The organism is Blautia hansenii (assembly GCF_013304445.1).
Classification (GTDB): domain Bacteria; phylum Bacillota; class Clostridia; order Lachnospirales; family Lachnospiraceae; genus Blautia.
On sequence record NZ_JAAITA010000011.1, the window covers coordinates 84,155 to 101,218 of the forward strand.

Consider the following 17,064-nt stretch of genomic DNA (forward strand, 5'->3'; position numbering starts at 1 on the left):
AGTCCCTCCTTATGCGTTCTTTTCCATTACGGTGTTATAGAAATCGTCCACGGCCTCTTTGTAATCCGCCATCATGTCCAGGCGGTCATTTGGCACGTCGTATTTAATTGAAATAATTTTTTCAAAGATGTTCTCCTGTTTCAGCACAGATACCGGCATGCCCATATTGATTAGGGCTCTGCATTTCTTGTACAGATACAGGATAATTTCCATCATTTTAAACTGCTTTTCCAAAGACACGCAGGTGTCGTCCGGGTGGAAGGCATTCTGCTGCAAAAAGCCCAGGCGTACTACGCGGGCGATTTCCAGAGTCAGCTTCTGGTCATCAGGCAGCACGTCGCTTCCGATAAGTTTTACAATCTCCATGAGACTGCTTTCTGAGTTTAAGATTGCCATGATGCGGTTTCGGTAATCCACAAATTTCGGAGACACATGCTGGCTGTACCAGTAGGACAAATCTCCCAGATATTCGCTGTAGCTGGTAAGCCAGTGAATGGCAGGGAAATGTCTGGCATAGGCCAGGGATTTGTCCAGTCCCCAGAAGCAGCGGACGAAACGCTTGGTGTTCTGGGTAACGGGCTCGGAGAAGTCACCGCCCTGTGGGGAAACCGCGCCGATAATGGACACGGAACCTTCTGTGCCGTTTAAATTCTGCATCATGCCGGCTCTTTCGTAAAAGGAAGACAGGCGGGAAGCCAGATAAGCCGGAAAACCTTCCTCAGCAGGCATTTCCTCCAGACGTCCGGAAAGTTCTCGCAGGGCTTCTGCCCAGCGGGAAGTGGAGTCCGCCATAATTGCTACATCATAGCCCATGTCACGGTAATATTCCGCCATGGTAATACCTGTGTAAATAGAAGCCTCACGGGCAGCCACAGGCATGTTGGAAGTGTTGGCAATCAGGGAAGTACGAGCCATCAGAGCATTTCCTGTCTTGGGGTCATGAAGCTTGGAGAAATCTTCCAGAACCTGGGTCATTTCATTTCCACGCTCGCCGCAGCCGATGTAGATAATGATGTCCGCGTCAGACCACTTGGCAATCTGGTGCTGGGTCATGGTTTTGCCCGTACCAAATCCGCCTGGAACGGCTGCTGTACCGCCTTTTGCAATGGGGAACAAAGTATCCAGAATACGCTGTCCCGTCACCAGAGGCTTAGAAGCCGGGTAACGCTTGCTGGTGGGACGGGGAATACGGATAGGCCATTTCTGTGCCAGTTTCAGCGGATATTCCGTACCGTCTTCTAAAGTCAGGACAGCAAGTGTCTGGGTAATGTTGTACTTTCCGTCAGATACTACGGACTTTATCGTACCGTGGAGGTTGGGAGGCACCATGGATTTGTGTACAATAGAAGCTGTTTCCGGCACTTCTGCGATGATGGTGCCTCCGTATACTTCCATGCCCTCTGTAATGGTCATGTGCACGTCCCAGAGTTTTTCTGTGTCCAGAGAAGATACCTGCATACCTCTGGAAATGTATTTTCCGGACTGCTCTGCAATGACGGAAAGCGGTCTTTGGATACCGTCAAAAATATTGTCCAGAATACCGGGACCCAGAGTGACGGAAATAGCGTCACCGCTGGCGGTTACCGTTTCCCCCGGTTTCAGTCCACTGGTTTCCTCGAAAACCTGTACAGTAGTGGCGTCTTTTTTCAGGGAAATGACCTCGCCCACCAGGTTTTCCTGTCCTACATAAACCATTTCAGACATCTTAAAGCCTGTATTCCCCTTCAGGTAAATGACAGGGCCGTTAATGCCGTAAATGATACCGGTTTTACTCATGTCTTATCCCTCCGTCAAAGTTAAAGCTTTCCTTTTCATTCTCAAAGCATGTGAGGAATGTGTTGTCAATCAGAATATTTTTATCGGGAATTACCGCCCGGATACCTCCCATAAAGTCTGTGTCAGACAGAAGAGGAGTCATTCCTGTGCGTTTTTCCAGTTCTTCTAAAAGCGCTGCGTCGGAAGAGTTTACATAAATCTTCACCTCGTCGTTTCCCGCAACTGCAAGAGCGGCGCGGATTTTCTCTTCCATCCAGTCTGTATATTCCGGCTGGCGGCAAAAGGTTTTCAGCAAATCTTCTACTTCTGCAAAGAGTTTTTCCTTTAAAGCCTGCTGTTTTTTAGAGAGTTTTCTCTTAATATGCAGGTGTTCTGCGGACAGTGCCTTGTTGATTTCTCTGGCAGCATTTTCAGATTCTATTTTAAACCGATTGTCAGAAGCAGCCTGTTTTTCCCGTTTGTGCTGTTCCATTTCCTGCTCCAGAGAAGCGCGGTATTCGGAAATGGCCTTTTGAGCCTCTTCCTGTGCACTGTTCATGGAAACATCATAGAAATGCTGCAGTTTTTCCTCTGTTGTCATATCTATCACCTTCTTGTCATAATTTTAGTCCAATAGCTTCGTTTACATAAGAAGTAATAAAGTCCGGGGCGCGTCCTGTACCGTGCCGGTCAGGAATTTCAATCAGCAGGGGGAGACGGTGGTTTAAACGCACGTCGTCAATAATATCGGGAAACTCTTTGCCGAATTTTTCGGTCAGAAGAATGATACCGTTTTCTTTGTTTGAAATGGCGCTCTCTAAAGCCTGCCGGAGTTCCTCCCGCTCATGCACCACAACCCCCTCTACACCTGCCAGACGCATACCTGTATAGGTGTCAATGTTGTCACTGATTAAAAACATTTTCATAAGACATCACCTGTTATCCCAGTCTACCAAGAATCATGAAAGAAATAATCAGACCGTATAAAGCAATACCTTCGGCCATAGCTACGAAAATCATGGATTTACCAAAAAGAGAACCGTCTTCGCTGATAGCTCCCAAAGCAGCGCTGGCAGAGCTTGCAACCGCAATACCGGAACCAATGCCGGAAAGTCCGGTAACCAGCGCCGCGCCGATGTAACCCATACCGGTGGCCAAATCAGCTCCGCCTGCGGCTGCATGTGCAGTCATAGTGCCGCTGAGCATCACAATCGTTCCCACGAAAAGACTGCCGAAGAAGAAGAAACAGTTGCAGGCCAGGGATTTTTTATAGCGTTTTTTATTTTTCTCTCCTAAAAAGAAAGCGCCGAAAGGTACGATAATGCTTAAAATCAAAGCTGCTGCTGTAAGAATCTGAATCATGGTTGTCATAATAATATCCTCCTATAAATCAAATGAATTTGTATGGTTTATGCCTCTTCGGAAGTCCGTCTGCTGTTTATATGCTTTAAGAAAGGACGGAATTCCTTGCCGCTGCCCTTGTAGAAACGGCTGAACATTTCGTAGTATTCCAGACGAAGCACCTGGATACCTACAATCAGGCCCTCCATGGCGCATACAAAGGCATTGCCCAGCACGATAATCAGCCAGTTGATATTGCCTCCGCTTTCCGCACCGGCCAGCATCAGAACCACGCCCATCATAGCGGCATGACTGACAGCGAATGCACCGATACGCACAAAGGAAAGGGTATTGGACAGGAAACTCAGCATAATTTCAAATAATTCAAAAAAGCTCTGTACAAAGAACATGGGCTTGCTGCCCTCAATGGCAGGTGTTTTCTTTTCTGCCAGCCGGGTAATGGGTTCCTTTAACATAATGATAACCAGCGGTACAAGGAACATCACAGCCAGAACAATGGTTGCCGGAAGGGCATTTCCCGTAAGATACAGGAGTGCACAGAGGGTAAGGGCTCCATAGAACACCAGACCGCAGACCGAGTTTTGGTCAAACCAGATACCCTCCACATTTTTGACCTTTACGGCATTGATAATGTGGAAAATCATGGTAATGAGAATCAAAAACATACCAAATACAATAGCAGCCACAAACACGGTATTCATATTTCCAAGTCCCGGAACTAAAGTCATGGCTTCCGAAGGCCGCAGCCATACGGCGTCGATGATATCTTCAAATCCGAAAATACTTCCGAACATAAAACCGAAGAAAGTAGAGAAGATACCCGCAGTTCCGATAATAGCGGCTAAATCCATTTTTTTCAGCTTATAGAGCAGGAAACCGCCGACTGCCAGGAGAAGTCCCTGTCCCACATCTCCGAACATGATGCCGAAGATAAAGGAATACGTCAGCGCCACGAAGATGGTGGGGTCGATTTCATGGTAATCCGGCAGACCGTACATCTTGATATACATTTCAAAAGGTTTGAAAATTTTCGGGTTTTTCAGCTTGGTAGGGGGCTTGCAGCGAACCTGGTTCTGGTCGTCCTCCACCACACAGAACAGGTTGGGGTCATGTTCAATTTCTGCCATAAAGGACTTGCAGTCCCCTTCGCTCATCCACCCGCATAATATATAGAATGTTTCCTGATGTTCTTTGACACAGGCGGCCACTTTGCGCACATCAAAGTTGGTGGAAAGCGCGTTTAAAGCAGCCTGGGCGGAGAGAATGGATTTGGCATCTCCTTCTAAAAGCGCCTGCATTTCTTCCTGGCAGCGGGTATATTCCCGGTTTACATTTTCCAGCCGCGCTTCCAGTTCTGCATGAATTTTTTCCGGTGTACCAAAATAATGGTCCTTTTTCAGATAAATACGTTCAAAATGCATGGAAGAGAACACGGCGTCCACCTGTTCCATTTTCGTCCAGAGCACGAAGTAAAGTCCCCATACATAATCGTCCTGATGGCAGGGGAAGAACATGGTATCCAGGTTGTCATAAACGTATTCTTTAAATTTGCCGTAATATTCTACCGGGATTCTTCCGAAACGCACCTGGACAAAGCGGTAATGAATCAGCTTGTCGATATCTTCCGGCAGAGTGAGAAACGGAGTCATCCACTTCAAATCCTCTGTCAGAGAAGCGCGTTCCTCGGCGAGTTTTTCGCATGTTCCATTGATTTTGGAAATTCGGCTGCCAAGAGAGTCTACAAGAGCCTGAATTTCCTCAAGAGAAATATCCCCCACGGGAACATCTTTGGGATTCTTCAGCAGTCCGGCGAATTCATTGACCCTGGAGAGCAAATCTTTATATGGATTTATCTGGATATAAGGGGATAAATGCTGTATCTGGCTTAGCTGGGCCATGGCATTTTCCAGATGAATCTCGTATTTGGAGAGGTATTGGTTTACCACTCGATCAATGTCAGATTTCGGACCGGTAATGCTTAAGAATTTCATTTTCTCAATCATGTAATCACCTCCGAGTTATTAAGTTTTTGCAATATAATCCATGGTCTCAGCAGGTGAAAGTCCATAGCGGACACATTCGACCGCTGTTGTCAGCCTGTCAACCTCATGCTCCTTGTGATAGAGGTATGAGTAAATCATAATTACTGAGTGTGGATATTTTCTTGCCTCTGTTTCCAGAATCGTTTTCAGATTCAGATTGTAGAAATCTTCCAGTTTCTCCGGGGCAAGGGCGGGGAAACGTTTCTTATAGTAAGTGGTATCCAGAACTCTCCGAAATTCCTCTTCATCCGCGGCCTCCACCAGCGAAGAAATCTCTTTTTTGGTGAGGCGGTAATGAACGGGAATCAGAAGTGCATAGATGTCCACCGGCGCCATATGGTAATATTTTTTGGAACGGTAAATCCATTGCAGATTCAGCATGTCGAATTTATTGCCATAGGCTTTGGTGATTTCCTGCAAATCCCGTTTTTTAAACAGTTTTTCTTTTACAGACCAGATGTTGGCAAAGTAATACTGGTCCAACGCCATACCATAATCAAAAATACTGGGTGTGGAGTCGCCGCCCAGTTTTATGAGCGGGGCATAATACTCAGAACCCTGCAGATTGCTGATAAATTCTGCAACTGTAGACGAGGCAGCCAGCTTTTCAATGTCCAGTCTGGAATGTCGGTCGAAAAATTCTTTGAACAGCGACAAATCCAAATCTGCGTGACCCTTGTCAAAGACTTTCCGCAGGCAGTCCTTCATGACAGAGAGTTCATAGCGTTTAAAATACAGGGCCATGAAAGTTCTCTGCTGCGGGTTGGCAAAGCGGTACAGTTTGGCAAAATTCTGATGTATGGTATGAACCAGAAGCTTTTCTATATCGCCTCTGTGCAGGCTGTTTTCGTCAAGGTCGGCCCACAAATCCGAAAATCCCGGCTGCTTTTTCAGATAGGCAACCACCTGGGTAACAGAGTCCATCTGGGAAATCTCCTGATACTGGCTTTCCCGGATGAGTTTACTCTGCATGGCACGGATTTTCGTGGACAGACCGCTGTATGAAAGCAGACTTCCCATAGTATCACATCCTTAATATTTTATCATAGATTTGCTTTGCCAGCTGGGAGTGGTGAGTTTCGTAGTAACTTTCCATCTGGCTTAAAACAGTTTCCGTTTCAGACCTTTGCTTTGCCAGTTCGTCTTTCATTCGGACTTCCAGTTCTCTGCGGATAGTCTCAGACTTTTCCTGAACTTCCCTGTCTATGGTATCATCAAAGTTCTGAATGGATTCCTCATATTCCCGGGCGAGTTGTTTTTTCTGCTCTGCGACATCGTCCATAATATGGGAGGCGGCAGCTTCTATTTCTGCAAGCTTGCTGATAATGTCTTCCATAGGCTCTCCTCCTTCATAATATATTCTGCACTGTTTATCATACACCATTTTAGAGAAAAAGTCATATGAAATTGTATTTCGATTTTGGAAAATTCAGGTAGAATGAATAGAAAGTATATGAAAAACAGAGGGAATCTATTTTAAATGCAAAAAAAATGCAGAAAGAGAAAGACGATAGAGAGAAAAACGACGAAATGAGGAGAAAAATATTTATGCCACAGAATGATACGGATTTTCGTGGTTTATGGAACGTTCATGCAATCTGTATTTTTCAAAAATCTCTTGAAAATTATCGTATATATCAGCTATACTCTTAAAGTGAAAATGACCATGAAAGGCAGGAAAACCCAATGAGGCTTAGAAATATACCGGGTGCAAAGGACGCCATTGAAGAGAGTAACTATGTTGTTCACAACGTACAGGAGAAAAAGGGGAAATGGCGGGAAGTTTTCGGCAATGACAATCCCATCTCCATCGAGGTAGGCATGGGAAAAGGCCGGTTTATTATGGATATGGCCAAGAGAAATCCCCTTGTGAATTTTGTGGGAATCGAGATGTACGACAGTGTGCTGCTGCGGGCTTTACAGAAAATGGAAGAGAGGGAAGAGCAGGGAACTCGGCCAAAGAATCTGTTTTTTATACGCATGGATGCAAGAGAGCTTCCCCTTGTTTTTGATGAGGGAGAGGTGGAAAAGATTTATCTGAATTTTTCCGATCCCTGGCCAAAAGAGCGCCATGCCAAGCGCAGACTGACTTCCAGGCAGTTTCTGGAAAGATATGACCGGATTCTGGCAAAAGAAGGCGTGATAGAATTTAAGACGGATAACCGCGAGTTGTTTGAGTTTTCTCTGGAGGAAATTCAGGAGAGTAAGTGGCACTTGGTGGCCCATACCTTTGATTTGCACCATGACCCGGCGCTCAATGAGGGAAATGTGATGACCGAGTATGAGGAGAAATTTTCCTCTATGGGAAATCCCATTCACAAGCTGATTGCGGCCAGATAGAACCTGCACCAGGGAATGTGTAAGACATAAGATATAGAAAAGAAACTTTGTGCAGGTGCGTATGGCAAGGAAAAAAGGCAGCGGCATGCAGGGTGCGCTTTTCCAGTGGGCTTATGAGAGCCGCAGAACCGGGAAGAAGTCGGCAGAGGTGCTGAAATCCATAGAAGAAGTAGAGAAGACACTGGGAACGGTGCGGATTAAGAAGAAGTGAAAAGAAAGAAAAGGGCACGATTGCAAAGCGTTGGAATACTTGCAATTGCGCCCTTTTTGTGTATGGTATTCAGAAGTCCTGCATATTCTTCCGAAATTTCGACGGGGTACATCCCTTTTGCGCCCGAAACACCTTAGTAAAATAATTGGAATCATGAAAACCCACCCGCTGGGCAATTTCCGTTATGGTATAACTGGTGTTCCCAAGATATTCCACACTCTTTTCAATGCGATACTGCAAAATAAATTCAAACAGAGACATTTTCATATATTTTTTGAACATGCGGGAACACTCGCTTTTACACAGGTGTATGTGCTCAGCAATATCATCCAGAGTCAGAAGCGAAGCATAGTTGTTTTCAATGTAAGATAAAATATCCCGTATTCTTTCATAATTGCGCTTGTCAAAAGGCATTTCTTCTGAAGCAGAGACAGCATGCAGAAACAAAAGCTGCCAGAACTGTTCTAATTTCACTATCATTTCTATTTCAAAAGTGCGGGACTGTTCCGTATTTATCCGAATCATTTCCTCAATACAATGCAAGGCCTCCGCGTGCCAGGACTCTGCTCCATTTAAGTGTATGGCAGGCAGTGAGAAATTTTGCAGCACAGGTTTTACGTATTTTTGGTAAACAATGCTGTTGTCATATCCGTAGATTAATTTGGGGTCAAAGGTAATGGAGGTATATTCGCAGTCCTGATTTTCATACCGGCAGCCCATGTGCAGGGTTCCGGTGTTGCCGAACAGCGCGTCCTTTGGGTGCAGATGATAGGTGTTGTGGTTGACTTTGTAAGTCATTTCTCCCCTGGTAATGTAAGTCAGTTCAATTTCCGGATGCCAGTGCCAGAGGAAGGAACCGGATTCATATTTAGAGAGGCTTTCCTGACTGACCAGAAGGGGAAAAGCATAATTTCCATGTTCTTTTAATTCTTTCTGAAATTGGTTGGTAACAATCTGCATGACAATCTCCCATAAGACAGAATATCTCAATATAATTCTGTTTTTTCTTTCTATGTTACTATAATTAAAATATTTTCGCAATATATTACTGGTTTTGTGCAGTATTTTTATGGCGGCGATTGGTGGGACGGATATAATGGGAAGTAGAAAGCGTCAGGCAATAAAAATGAAGGAGAATGGGATATGCAGATACCAAATGAGATGTTATTAAAAGAAGTGTACGGGGAAACGGAAAAGAGCAGCCAGCGTTTTGAAAAACTGGCGGAAAATTATGAAAAGTGTTTTCAGAGCAGCCAGATGGAATTTTTCTCTGCGCCGGGAAGAACAGAGATTGTGGGAAACCATACAGACCATAACGGAGGAAAAGTCATAGCAGCCAGCATCAATATGGATACCATCGGCGCCGCGTTTCCCAATGACAGCAAGATTGTGGAAATTGTCAGCGAAGGCTATGAAAAGCGCGTAGTGATTGATGTGACACAAGTGGATAAAGTGCCCAAAAACCATGGAACGGTTTCCCTGGTTGCGGGAATGATAAAAGCAGTGCAGGAATTTGGATTCCAGATTTCCGGTTTCCGGGCTTATATTTCCACAGAAGTTATCAGTTCTGCCGGTGTCAGCTCTTCCGCATCTTTTGAAATGTTATTGTGTTCTATGATAAATTATTTTTTCAATGATGGAAAATTGGATTACACCAGTTATGCGAAAATCGGTCAGTATGCAGAAAACCACTACTGGGACAAGGCTTCCGGACTTATGGACCAGATGGCCTGTGCTGTTGGCGGCCCGATTTTGCTGGATTTTTCTGAAGATGTGTCTTATGAAAAGCTGAATTTTGGCTTTGAAGATTTCGGATACCGACTGGTGATTGTAAATACAGGGAAAGGACATGCAGATTTAAGTCAGGAGTACAGTGACGTTCCGGTAGAGATGAAGGAAATTGCCAAGCGTCTGGGGGTATCCAGACTGGCGGAAAGCGACATGGAAACCCTTATGGAAAAACTGCCGGAAATTCTGGAAGACTGCGAAAACGACAGAGGAATTCTGAGAGCTTTTCATTTCTTTACAGAAAACGACAGAGTAAATCAGGCGACAGAAGCCATTGCCAAAGGAGACGGTGAAAAACTGTTAAAGATTCTGGAAGAATCCGGCAGGTCTTCCTGGGAACTTCTGCAGAATTGCTGCTCTCTGTCCAACTATAAAGAGCAGAAAATTACGCTGTATCTGGCTTTGACTGAATTTTTCCTGAAAAAAGTCAAAGACGGATGCTGCAGAGTTCATGGCGGCGGATTTGCGGGAGTGATTATGAGTATTGTTGCGGAAAAAGATGTAGAGGCATATGTACAGTATCTCTCCAAGTTTATGAATAAGGAGAATATTTATCCGCTGCGTATTCGGAAATATGGGGCTGTGCATTTGGAAAAATAAAGGAATGAAATTAAATTTAGAGGCTGTTGTATTCTGTTTTATATGGATACAACAGCCTTTTATCAATTATTTCGTTGTATGGGCTTTTTCATACTCCGCACAAATTCTACGATTTCTTTCATGAAAAGCGTTTATGACAGCCGTTGTCTTTTCTTCTGAAAGAGAGCCATTTGCAGCCAATTCTACAAGTCCATCCAGATTTGCATCTGCGATATTCAAGTCAGCTGTTTCAAAGGCATCGGCAGCGTCCGACGGATATTCTTCCGATAGTTCCTCCTCCGGCAGTTCGGCCTGCATACTTGTCTCGTCGTTATTCTGCACGGTCATGGGTGTGTTGACATCGTTGCTTTCCTGAGCTTTTATATGCGGTGCAGTAAACAAAGTGATACCGCACAATATCAGAGCCGCAGAAGCGGAGAATAAAAATTTTTTATGTTTTTTATAAGTCATAATGGCTACAATCCTTTCTTTTGTTTCGTTCTTTGCGAATCCACTTTCAAATAGAGGGAATCCGTTTCTTAAAACAGCAAAGTGCAGAATACTGTTGGCATAGGCTTTCCGTGCGTCTGCAGTATGCAGAAAGTGCAGAACCCGTTCATCACAGCATAACTCCAGTTCCTGACTGAATTTGAAATAGAACAGCCACACCAGAGGGTTGAACCAGTAGAGACAAACAACCAGACCGGAAAGGAATTTCCACAAATTATCATGCCCCTTGATATGCATGTATTCGTGAAGAAGGATAAGTCGTTTATCTGATACGGATAAACCCTTCGCATTACGGGAAAACACAATTCCGGGCTTTCGGATACCGCAGACTACTGGAGAAGTACACTGGTCAGAGTAAGAAAGGGGGACTTTCCAGTCAGCCCATACGGGCAGAAACGCTTGTATTTCTTCTTCTGTCATAGGTACGGACTGCAGTAAAATCTGTTTGCTTTTGGCATATAGCAGCAGATAGAGGAAAAGCAGTGTCAGAGCAACCGCTATCCAGATACCCAATAAGACAGATGTAAAATCCCAACGGTGTTTTGCGGCATTGTAAAGGCCTTCTTTTGTACCTGTGTAAGTTGTGTTTGTACTGCCCGAAAGAGGAAGTGTGTGTGTGATTCCAATGGTAAACGGAATCGAGCAGGGCACAAAGGCACGGATTATAAAAAGCTTCCAGAGCCGCAGTTTCTTATTTCCGGAACAGTTTTTCAGCGCCGTTTTTTGGATAAGATACAAAAAAGGCAGCTGCAAAAGCATATATAGACCAATTTCAAAATAAACCATAGAAATTCCCTCATTCTATTTTCTGAATCAGCTTTTTCAGGTCATCCAGTTCTTCCGGTGTAAAGGTTTCTTCTTTTAGAAAAGTATTGAAAAATTCCAACCGGGAGCCGTGGAAGACTTTGCCGATTAATTCATTGGTTTCAAAAACCTGCACCTGTTTCCGGGTAATCAGCGGTCTGCACATAAAATTTGTTCCGTAACGCTGGACAGCGCCTTTGCTGATACACTTTTTAATCACTGTGTAAGTGGTATTTTTGTTCCAACCGATTTTCTCATTGAGAACTCCGGCAATTTCTTTTGCCGGCAAATCACCTCTTTCCCATAAAACTTCCATGACATGTAATTCAGATTCATACATTTTGATGTTCATAATTAGTTACCTCTCTTAGACTATTGCAATAGTATACTGTTAGACTATCACGATAGTCCGAATCTGTCAATCCCACAAAACAAATTATTTGTAAAGGAATTATAAAATGTTTCAAAATAAAAACATAAAAATGTTAAAAATAATCTTGCATTTTGTAAATCAATCGGTTATAATACTTCTTGCATTAAGCAATACAAATAAATAAACAAGCGCCTTTAGCTCAGTTGGTAGAGCAGTAGACTCTTAATCTATTTGTCCAGGGTTCGAGTCCCTGAAGGCGCACTGAAAGGCACTGTTTTTGCAGACGTAGAGCTGCGGGGACGGTGTTTTTTGTTTGGCAGAAGTGTGTTGCAGGAAAGGAATACGATATGATAAAAGATTTAACAACAGGACGTCCCGGTTCCGTACTATGGCGATTTTCGCTTCCTATGTTTATCGGGGTGATTTTTCAGCAGGTGTATAATATTGCCGACAGTGTCATTGCCGGAAAATTTGCAGGGGAAGATGCTCTGGCGGCAGTAGGAGCCAGCTATCCCATTACCATGATTTTTATGGCAGTTGCCATTGGCTGTCAAATAGGCTGTACCATTATTGTCAGCCAGCTTTTTGGGGCAAAGCGGTACGAAAACCTGAAATCCGCAGTTTCCACAGCTATTATCAGCGGCTTTGTGCTGTCTGCGCTGCTGATGGTATTGGGGATTTTCGCTTCCGGCGGTATGATGAGGCTGGTCAATACACCGGAAAATATTTTTGCAGACGGTAAGCTGTATCTGCAGATTTACATTGGCGGTTTTGTGTTTTTATTTCTTTATAATGTAGCAACAGGAATTTTTAACAGCCTGGGGGACAGCAGGACACCCCTGTATTTTCTTATTGCATCCTCTCTGGGCAATGTTTTTCTGGACTGGCTGTTTGTAGCAGATTTTCATATGGGTGTGGCAGGTGTGGCCTGGGCGACCTTTCTGGCTCAGGGTGTGGCATGTCTTCTGTCTTTGGCTGTTTTGAAAAAGCGGATAGGGGAAATCCGGACAGAGGCACCATATCCGAAGTTTAGTGTTTCGGAATTGAAGAAGATTGCGGTGGTAGCGGTTCCCAGTATTTTGCAGCAGAGCTTTGTTTCCGTGGGAAACATGTTTATCCAGGGGCTGATTAACAGCTATGGTTCCTCGGTTATTGCAGGATACTCGGCGGCTATTAAGCTGAATACGTTTAGTATTACCTGTTTCACAACCATTGGAAACAGTGTATCCAGTTTTACGGCCCAGAATATGGGGGCAGGCAAGACCCAGCGGGTAAAAGAAGGATTTAAGACAGGAGTTCTTCTGGCTCTTGGGGTTGCAGCGGTGGCTTTTATCCTCCTGTTCGGTTTTGCCGGGCCGTGTCTGGATATGTTTATGAACGAGGGCAGTACGGAACTTGCCCGTAATACGGGAATTCAATTCTGTAGAATTGTAACGCCTTTTTACTTCCTGATTTGCCTGAAGCTGACCTCAGACGGGGTGTTAAGAGGCAGCGGAGCCATGAAAGCGTTCATGGTCAGCACTTTTGCAGATTTGCTGCTGCGAGTAGTGCTGGCATTTGTTTTTGCAAAGTTCTGGGGCGCTGTGGGAATCTGGCTTTCCTGGCCTGTGGGCTGGACGCTTGGAACCCTGCTTTCTGTGGGATTTTATAAAAAGGGAAGTTGGAAGAGAAGTATGATATAGGAAGCAAACAACGAAATGCGATAACAACGTTAAAGAAATCATTCTTTCTATATCTGTATTTTGAACCATTTTTTGAAATAGCTGATTTCTTATGTGATAGTGTATCTGGAATATCCATATAAGTTCGATATGAAAACAGTCGTTCATGGAGGGCATAGATATTCCGATACAGTGTTAATATTTTCAGATATTTTATCTCAAGAAAGTGATTATCTCATTCCGAACCTTGTCCTGACGGGCGCGGGGGTTGTCGGATGGGATATTACTGACAGACAATCGCCCTCTATTCTTTGTTTTCTTCAGTTCTGGCTACAAGGCGGTCAAAATCGCTCTGATACAAACAATCTTGGATAACACGATACTGCTCAAATTCACTTTCTGCAAATGCTTTGGCGATTGCGGCAGTGACCTTTCCTTTGTTTTGCAGGACTTCCGCATCGTTGAATTGCAAGAATGCATCCAGTTTGGAGGCCCAATCTGCCATCGTCATAGGGATATGCCGTCTGGCTTGTCTTGTAGCATAGTCAAGATACATCGTAACGATTTCATTCAGTTCTTTTATTTCAGCAGCGGATAGGTAATTCTTTGCGATTGAAACGTCTGCCTTTACAATTTTTCCGTGGGGAGCATTATGCCAAGATGTTAATCCCATATGTTCTTTGGTGTGATCCGCTCTTGCTACAATGACCTCTGCTGCGGTATTACCATGAACGGCATAGTGCATCTTATTTTGTACTGTTGCAAAGAAATCTTTGGTAATTTGACTATCAAGGGAATAGTCAGCGGCAGTGGAATAGATGTCCGTGATTTTCTGATAAAAACGGCGCTCGCTGGCTCGAATTTCCTGTATCTCAGAAATCAGATGATCAAAATAATCCTCGTCAAAGATTTGGCCGTTGATTAATCTACTCTTATCCAAAACATATCCCTGCTTGGTAAAGGTATCTAGCACTTTTGTTGCCCATTGCCGGAATTGAGTTGCTCTGCCAGAGTTGATGCGATAACCAACTGCAATAATAGCAGATAGGGAATAAAACTTGTATTGATAGGTTTTGCCATTATCCGCAACTTGTGCAAAATTTGCACAAGTTGAATCCTCAGATAATTCCTTGCTTTCATAAATATTTTTAAGGTGTTTTGTGACGACACTTCTGTCTACATTAAAAAGCTGCCCAATCGCTTTTTGTGTCAGCCAAACATCGGAATCCTGCACACGAACTTCGATACCATCTTCGTGCGCATCTCTTGTAAAAACAAGGAAATCTACGGTGCTATTTCGGATTTGCAATTTATTATTTTCAGCCATTGTATATCATCATCCAATCCTTAATCATCAGAATTATTTTTAATAAAATGTTTCCATAGGTTAAATAAATACTGCAACTTATTACAGTATTTGACCATCGTTGAGCCTGCGATGGCTCAACAGCGGTGAGTATATTAGGCAAGCTATTTTATAAGATTTTTTCATTCTTAAGTTCTTTAATCTGCACGGTGTATGTAATAAATGGTTTACTCATATGTGCTTCTCCACAAATAGTCTTTTAACATAAAGAAAAAGGAGAGGGTCCTCGACACCCTCCCCGATTGCAGGATTTACAAATATCTGCAATCTAATCGCTAACAATAATATAACTGAAGCGACGGTGAAAGTCAATCAGAAATTATCCAGCTGAGACTGCTTCCGGGTCAAAGGTAGTGCTTATTCTGCTGTCCAAGATGATTATCGGCGGCATTACCAATGGAGGCGTGAAGGGATAAACTATAAAACTCCTTAGATTATATGATATAGAAGACTGCCATATCCGAACGTACATGGATATGGCAGTCTTTTTTTCTTTTACAGAAGCCCAAATTCTTTCATATCTTTTTCCACCGTATCAATCCCCGCAATACCAAAGTTATCCACCAGCACCTTTGCCACATTCGGGCTTAAAAATGCCGGAAGCGTAGGTCCGAGGTGAATATTCTTCACGCCCAGGTGCAGCAGCGCCAGCAGGACAATAACGGCTTTCTGCTCATACCAGGCAATGTTGTACACGATAGGAAGTTCGTTGATGTCATCCAGTCCAAAGACTTCCTTCAGTTTCAGCGCAATCACAGCCAGGGAGTAGGAGTCGTTGCACTGACCTGCGTCCAGTACGCGGGGAATTCCTCCAATATCACCAAGATTCAGTTTGTTATATTTATATTTTGCACAGCCAGCCGTGAGAATCACAGCGTCTTTTGGAAGTGCTTTTGCAAAATCAGTGTAGTAATTGCGGCTTTTGGCGCGTCCGTCACAGCCTGCCATAACGACAAATTTTTTGATGGATCCGGATTGTACTGCTTCCACAATCTTGTCAGCCAGAGCCAGTACCTGTGCGTGGGCAAAGCCGCCGATGATTTCACCCTGTTCCAGTTCTGTAGGAGGCGGACAGTTTTTGGCCTGCGCAATCAGCGGGGAGAAATCCTTAGTCTCGCCGATTTCGCCGTCAATGTGTTTGCAGCCAGGGAAGCCTGCCGCTCCGGTGGTATACAGACGGTCTTTGTAGCTGTCTTTAGGCGGCACAATGCAGTTCGTTGTCATGAGAATCGGGCCGTGGAAGGCCTCAAATTCTTCTTTCTGTTTCCACCACGCGTTTCCGTAATTGCCTTTGAAGTTGTCATATTTTTTAAAGGCAGGGTAATAGTGGGCAGGAAGCATTTCAGAGTGAGTGTACACATCTACGCCGGTGCCCTGTGTCTGTTCCAGCAGCATTTCCAAATCCCTCAAATCATGGCCGGAAATCAGAATTCCCGGATTTTTGTCCACGCCAATCTTGACCTTTGTAATTTCCGGATTTCCGTAGGCCTGCGTATTGGCTTTGTCCAGAAGCGCCATGCCCTGTACTCCGTATTTGCCGGTTTCCAGAGTGAGATTTACCAGGTCATCTGCAGTCATGGTATCGTCCAGTGTGGCGGCCAGAGCCCGCTGAAGGAAAGTGTCTGTTTCTTCATCTTCCTGCAGCAGAGCATTGGCGTGTTTCGTGTAAGCGGATAATCCCTTTAAACCATAAGTAATCAGTTCACGCAGAGAGCGGATATCTTCGTTTTCTGTGGACAAAACACCGACAGAAGCTGCTTTTACAGAAAAGTCAGAAGCTGTTCCCGTCCAGAGCGCCGCTTCTGGGAGTAATTCACGGTCTTTTATCCGGGAGAGCAGTCCGTCTTTTACCCGGAGTGTTTCTTCCATTTGTGCGGTAATGGATTCGTTATCAAAATTCACATTGGTAATGGTTGTGAAAAGATTGCGGGTAATCAGATGATTGATTTTTCGGTCAACATCCTGCCCTTCTTTGCGAAGCTGTGTGGTAACGGCGGACAGGCCCTTGGTTACCCAGATGAGTAAATCCTGTATGGCAGCGACCTGGGGCGTCTTTCCACAGACACCCATTCTGGTGCAGCCTGAACATCCGGCAGTTTCCTGACATTGATAGCAAAACATATTCTGTTCCATTTTTCATCCTCCTGTGGGTTGTTTTCGTTTCATGAGGTTGATTATAGGATACAAAAAGAAGAAAATATGTTGTTATAACCACATAAATGAAAAGTCTAATCCCCCAGCTATGCTGGGGCGAATAGTGTAAGTGGAAACGG

General features: G+C 44.3%; 16 protein-coding genes and 1 tRNA gene. 5 read left to right on the plus strand and 12 right to left on the minus strand.

Translation table 11 applies throughout. The features are described from left to right. Nucleotides 1-9: 9 nt before the first annotated feature. Genes G5A70_RS09640 through G5A70_RS09670 form a run of 7 tightly spaced genes read right to left on the minus strand, consistent with a single transcriptional unit; the run spans nucleotide 10 to nucleotide 6,495 of the window. Nucleotides 10-1,776: a V-type ATP synthase subunit A gene (locus G5A70_RS09640; RefSeq protein WP_173749436.1), complete on the minus strand. Its 1,767-nt coding sequence runs from the start codon at nucleotides 1,774-1,776 to the stop codon at nucleotides 10-12. Further along, nucleotides 1,769-2,356 carry a V-type ATP synthase subunit E gene (locus G5A70_RS09645; RefSeq protein ID WP_173749437.1) on the minus strand — a complete coding sequence of 196 codons (588 nt, stop codon included), beginning with the start codon at nucleotides 2,354-2,356 and terminating at the stop codon, nucleotides 1,769-1,771. Before G5A70_RS09645 ends, G5A70_RS09640 begins: the two co-directional genes overlap by 8 nt. A gap of 16 nt (nucleotides 2,357-2,372) precedes the next feature. Continuing rightward, complete coding sequence (locus tag G5A70_RS09650) at nucleotides 2,373-2,681, minus strand: V-type ATP synthase subunit F (RefSeq protein ID WP_173749438.1); 309 nt, start codon at nucleotides 2,679-2,681, stop codon at nucleotides 2,373-2,375. 13 nt (nucleotides 2,682-2,694) lie between these two features. Further along, nucleotides 2,695-3,126, minus strand: coding sequence for an ATP synthase subunit C (locus tag G5A70_RS09655; RefSeq protein ID WP_173749439.1), 432 nt, complete (start codon nucleotides 3,124-3,126; stop codon nucleotides 2,695-2,697). A gap of 38 nt (nucleotides 3,127-3,164) precedes the next feature. After that, nucleotides 3,165-5,120: a V-type ATP synthase subunit I gene (locus tag G5A70_RS09660; RefSeq protein WP_173749440.1), complete on the minus strand. Its 1,956-nt coding sequence runs from the start codon at nucleotides 5,118-5,120 to the stop codon at nucleotides 3,165-3,167. Between the two features lie 18 nt (nucleotides 5,121-5,138). Further along, on the minus strand, nucleotides 5,139-6,179 hold the full coding sequence (locus tag G5A70_RS09665; RefSeq protein WP_173749441.1) for a V0D/AC39 family V-type ATPase subunit: 1,041 nt from the start codon (nucleotides 6,177-6,179) through the stop codon (nucleotides 5,139-5,141). 4 nt (nucleotides 6,180-6,183) lie between these two features. After that, nucleotides 6,184-6,495, minus strand: a complete 312-nt coding sequence (locus tag G5A70_RS09670) for a hypothetical protein (RefSeq protein WP_173749442.1) — start codon at nucleotides 6,493-6,495, stop codon at nucleotides 6,184-6,186. A gap of 350 nt (nucleotides 6,496-6,845) precedes the next feature. On the opposite strand from G5A70_RS09670, the gene trmB reads away from it, so the two are divergent. Together trmB and G5A70_RS09680 are read left to right on the plus strand one after the other, a co-directional pair. Further along, a complete protein-coding gene (trmB, locus tag G5A70_RS09675) occupies nucleotides 6,846-7,499 on the plus strand; it encodes a tRNA (guanosine(46)-N7)-methyltransferase TrmB (RefSeq protein ID WP_173749443.1) in 654 nt (217 codons plus the stop codon). A gap of 61 nt (nucleotides 7,500-7,560) precedes the next feature. Continuing rightward, on the plus strand, nucleotides 7,561-7,710 hold the full coding sequence (locus G5A70_RS09680) for a hypothetical protein (RefSeq protein WP_173749444.1): 150 nt from the start codon (nucleotides 7,561-7,563) through the stop codon (nucleotides 7,708-7,710). A gap of 69 nt (nucleotides 7,711-7,779) precedes the next feature. On the opposite strand, the gene G5A70_RS09685 is transcribed toward G5A70_RS09680, so the two are convergent. Then, nucleotides 7,780-8,670, minus strand: a complete 891-nt coding sequence (locus G5A70_RS09685; protein ID WP_173749445.1) for an AraC family transcriptional regulator — start codon at nucleotides 8,668-8,670, stop codon at nucleotides 7,780-7,782. Nucleotides 8,671-8,853: 183 nt separating this feature from the next. Between G5A70_RS09685 and G5A70_RS09690 the strand changes: the two genes are divergently transcribed. Then, on the plus strand, nucleotides 8,854-10,098 hold the full coding sequence (locus G5A70_RS09690) for a galactokinase (protein WP_173749446.1): 1,245 nt from the start codon (nucleotides 8,854-8,856) through the stop codon (nucleotides 10,096-10,098). 66 nt (nucleotides 10,099-10,164) lie between these two features. On the opposite strand, the gene G5A70_RS09695 is transcribed toward G5A70_RS09690, so the two are convergent. Together G5A70_RS09695 and G5A70_RS09700 are read right to left on the minus strand one after the other, a co-directional pair. Further along, nucleotides 10,165-11,373: a M56 family metallopeptidase gene (locus G5A70_RS09695; protein ID WP_173749447.1), complete on the minus strand. Its 1,209-nt coding sequence runs from the start codon at nucleotides 11,371-11,373 to the stop codon at nucleotides 10,165-10,167. Between the two features lie 10 nt (nucleotides 11,374-11,383). Then, entirely contained in the window at nucleotides 11,384-11,743 is a 360-nt protein-coding gene (locus tag G5A70_RS09700; protein WP_173749448.1) for a BlaI/MecI/CopY family transcriptional regulator, read from the minus strand. 209 nt (nucleotides 11,744-11,952) lie between these two features. Between G5A70_RS09700 and G5A70_RS09705 the strand changes: the two genes are divergently transcribed. Further along, a tRNA-Lys gene (locus G5A70_RS09705) sits at nucleotides 11,953-12,025 on the plus strand. Nucleotides 12,026-12,111: 86 nt separating this feature from the next. Then, a complete protein-coding gene (locus tag G5A70_RS09710) occupies nucleotides 12,112-13,446 on the plus strand; it encodes an MATE family efflux transporter (RefSeq protein WP_173749449.1) in 1,335 nt (444 codons plus the stop codon). Nucleotides 13,447-13,729: 283 nt separating this feature from the next. Here the strand turns inward: G5A70_RS09710 and G5A70_RS09715 are convergent, their stop codons facing one another. Then, nucleotides 13,730-14,752 (minus strand): virulence RhuM family protein, encoded by a 1,023-nt coding sequence (locus tag G5A70_RS09715; protein ID WP_173749450.1) that lies wholly within the window; start codon nucleotides 14,750-14,752, stop codon nucleotides 13,730-13,732. A 534-nt stretch (nucleotides 14,753-15,286) separates the two neighbouring features. Further along, nucleotides 15,287-16,924, minus strand: coding sequence for a hydroxylamine reductase (gene hcp, locus G5A70_RS09720; RefSeq protein WP_173749451.1), 1,638 nt, complete (start codon nucleotides 16,922-16,924; stop codon nucleotides 15,287-15,289). Nucleotides 16,925-17,064: the final 140 nt, after the last annotated feature.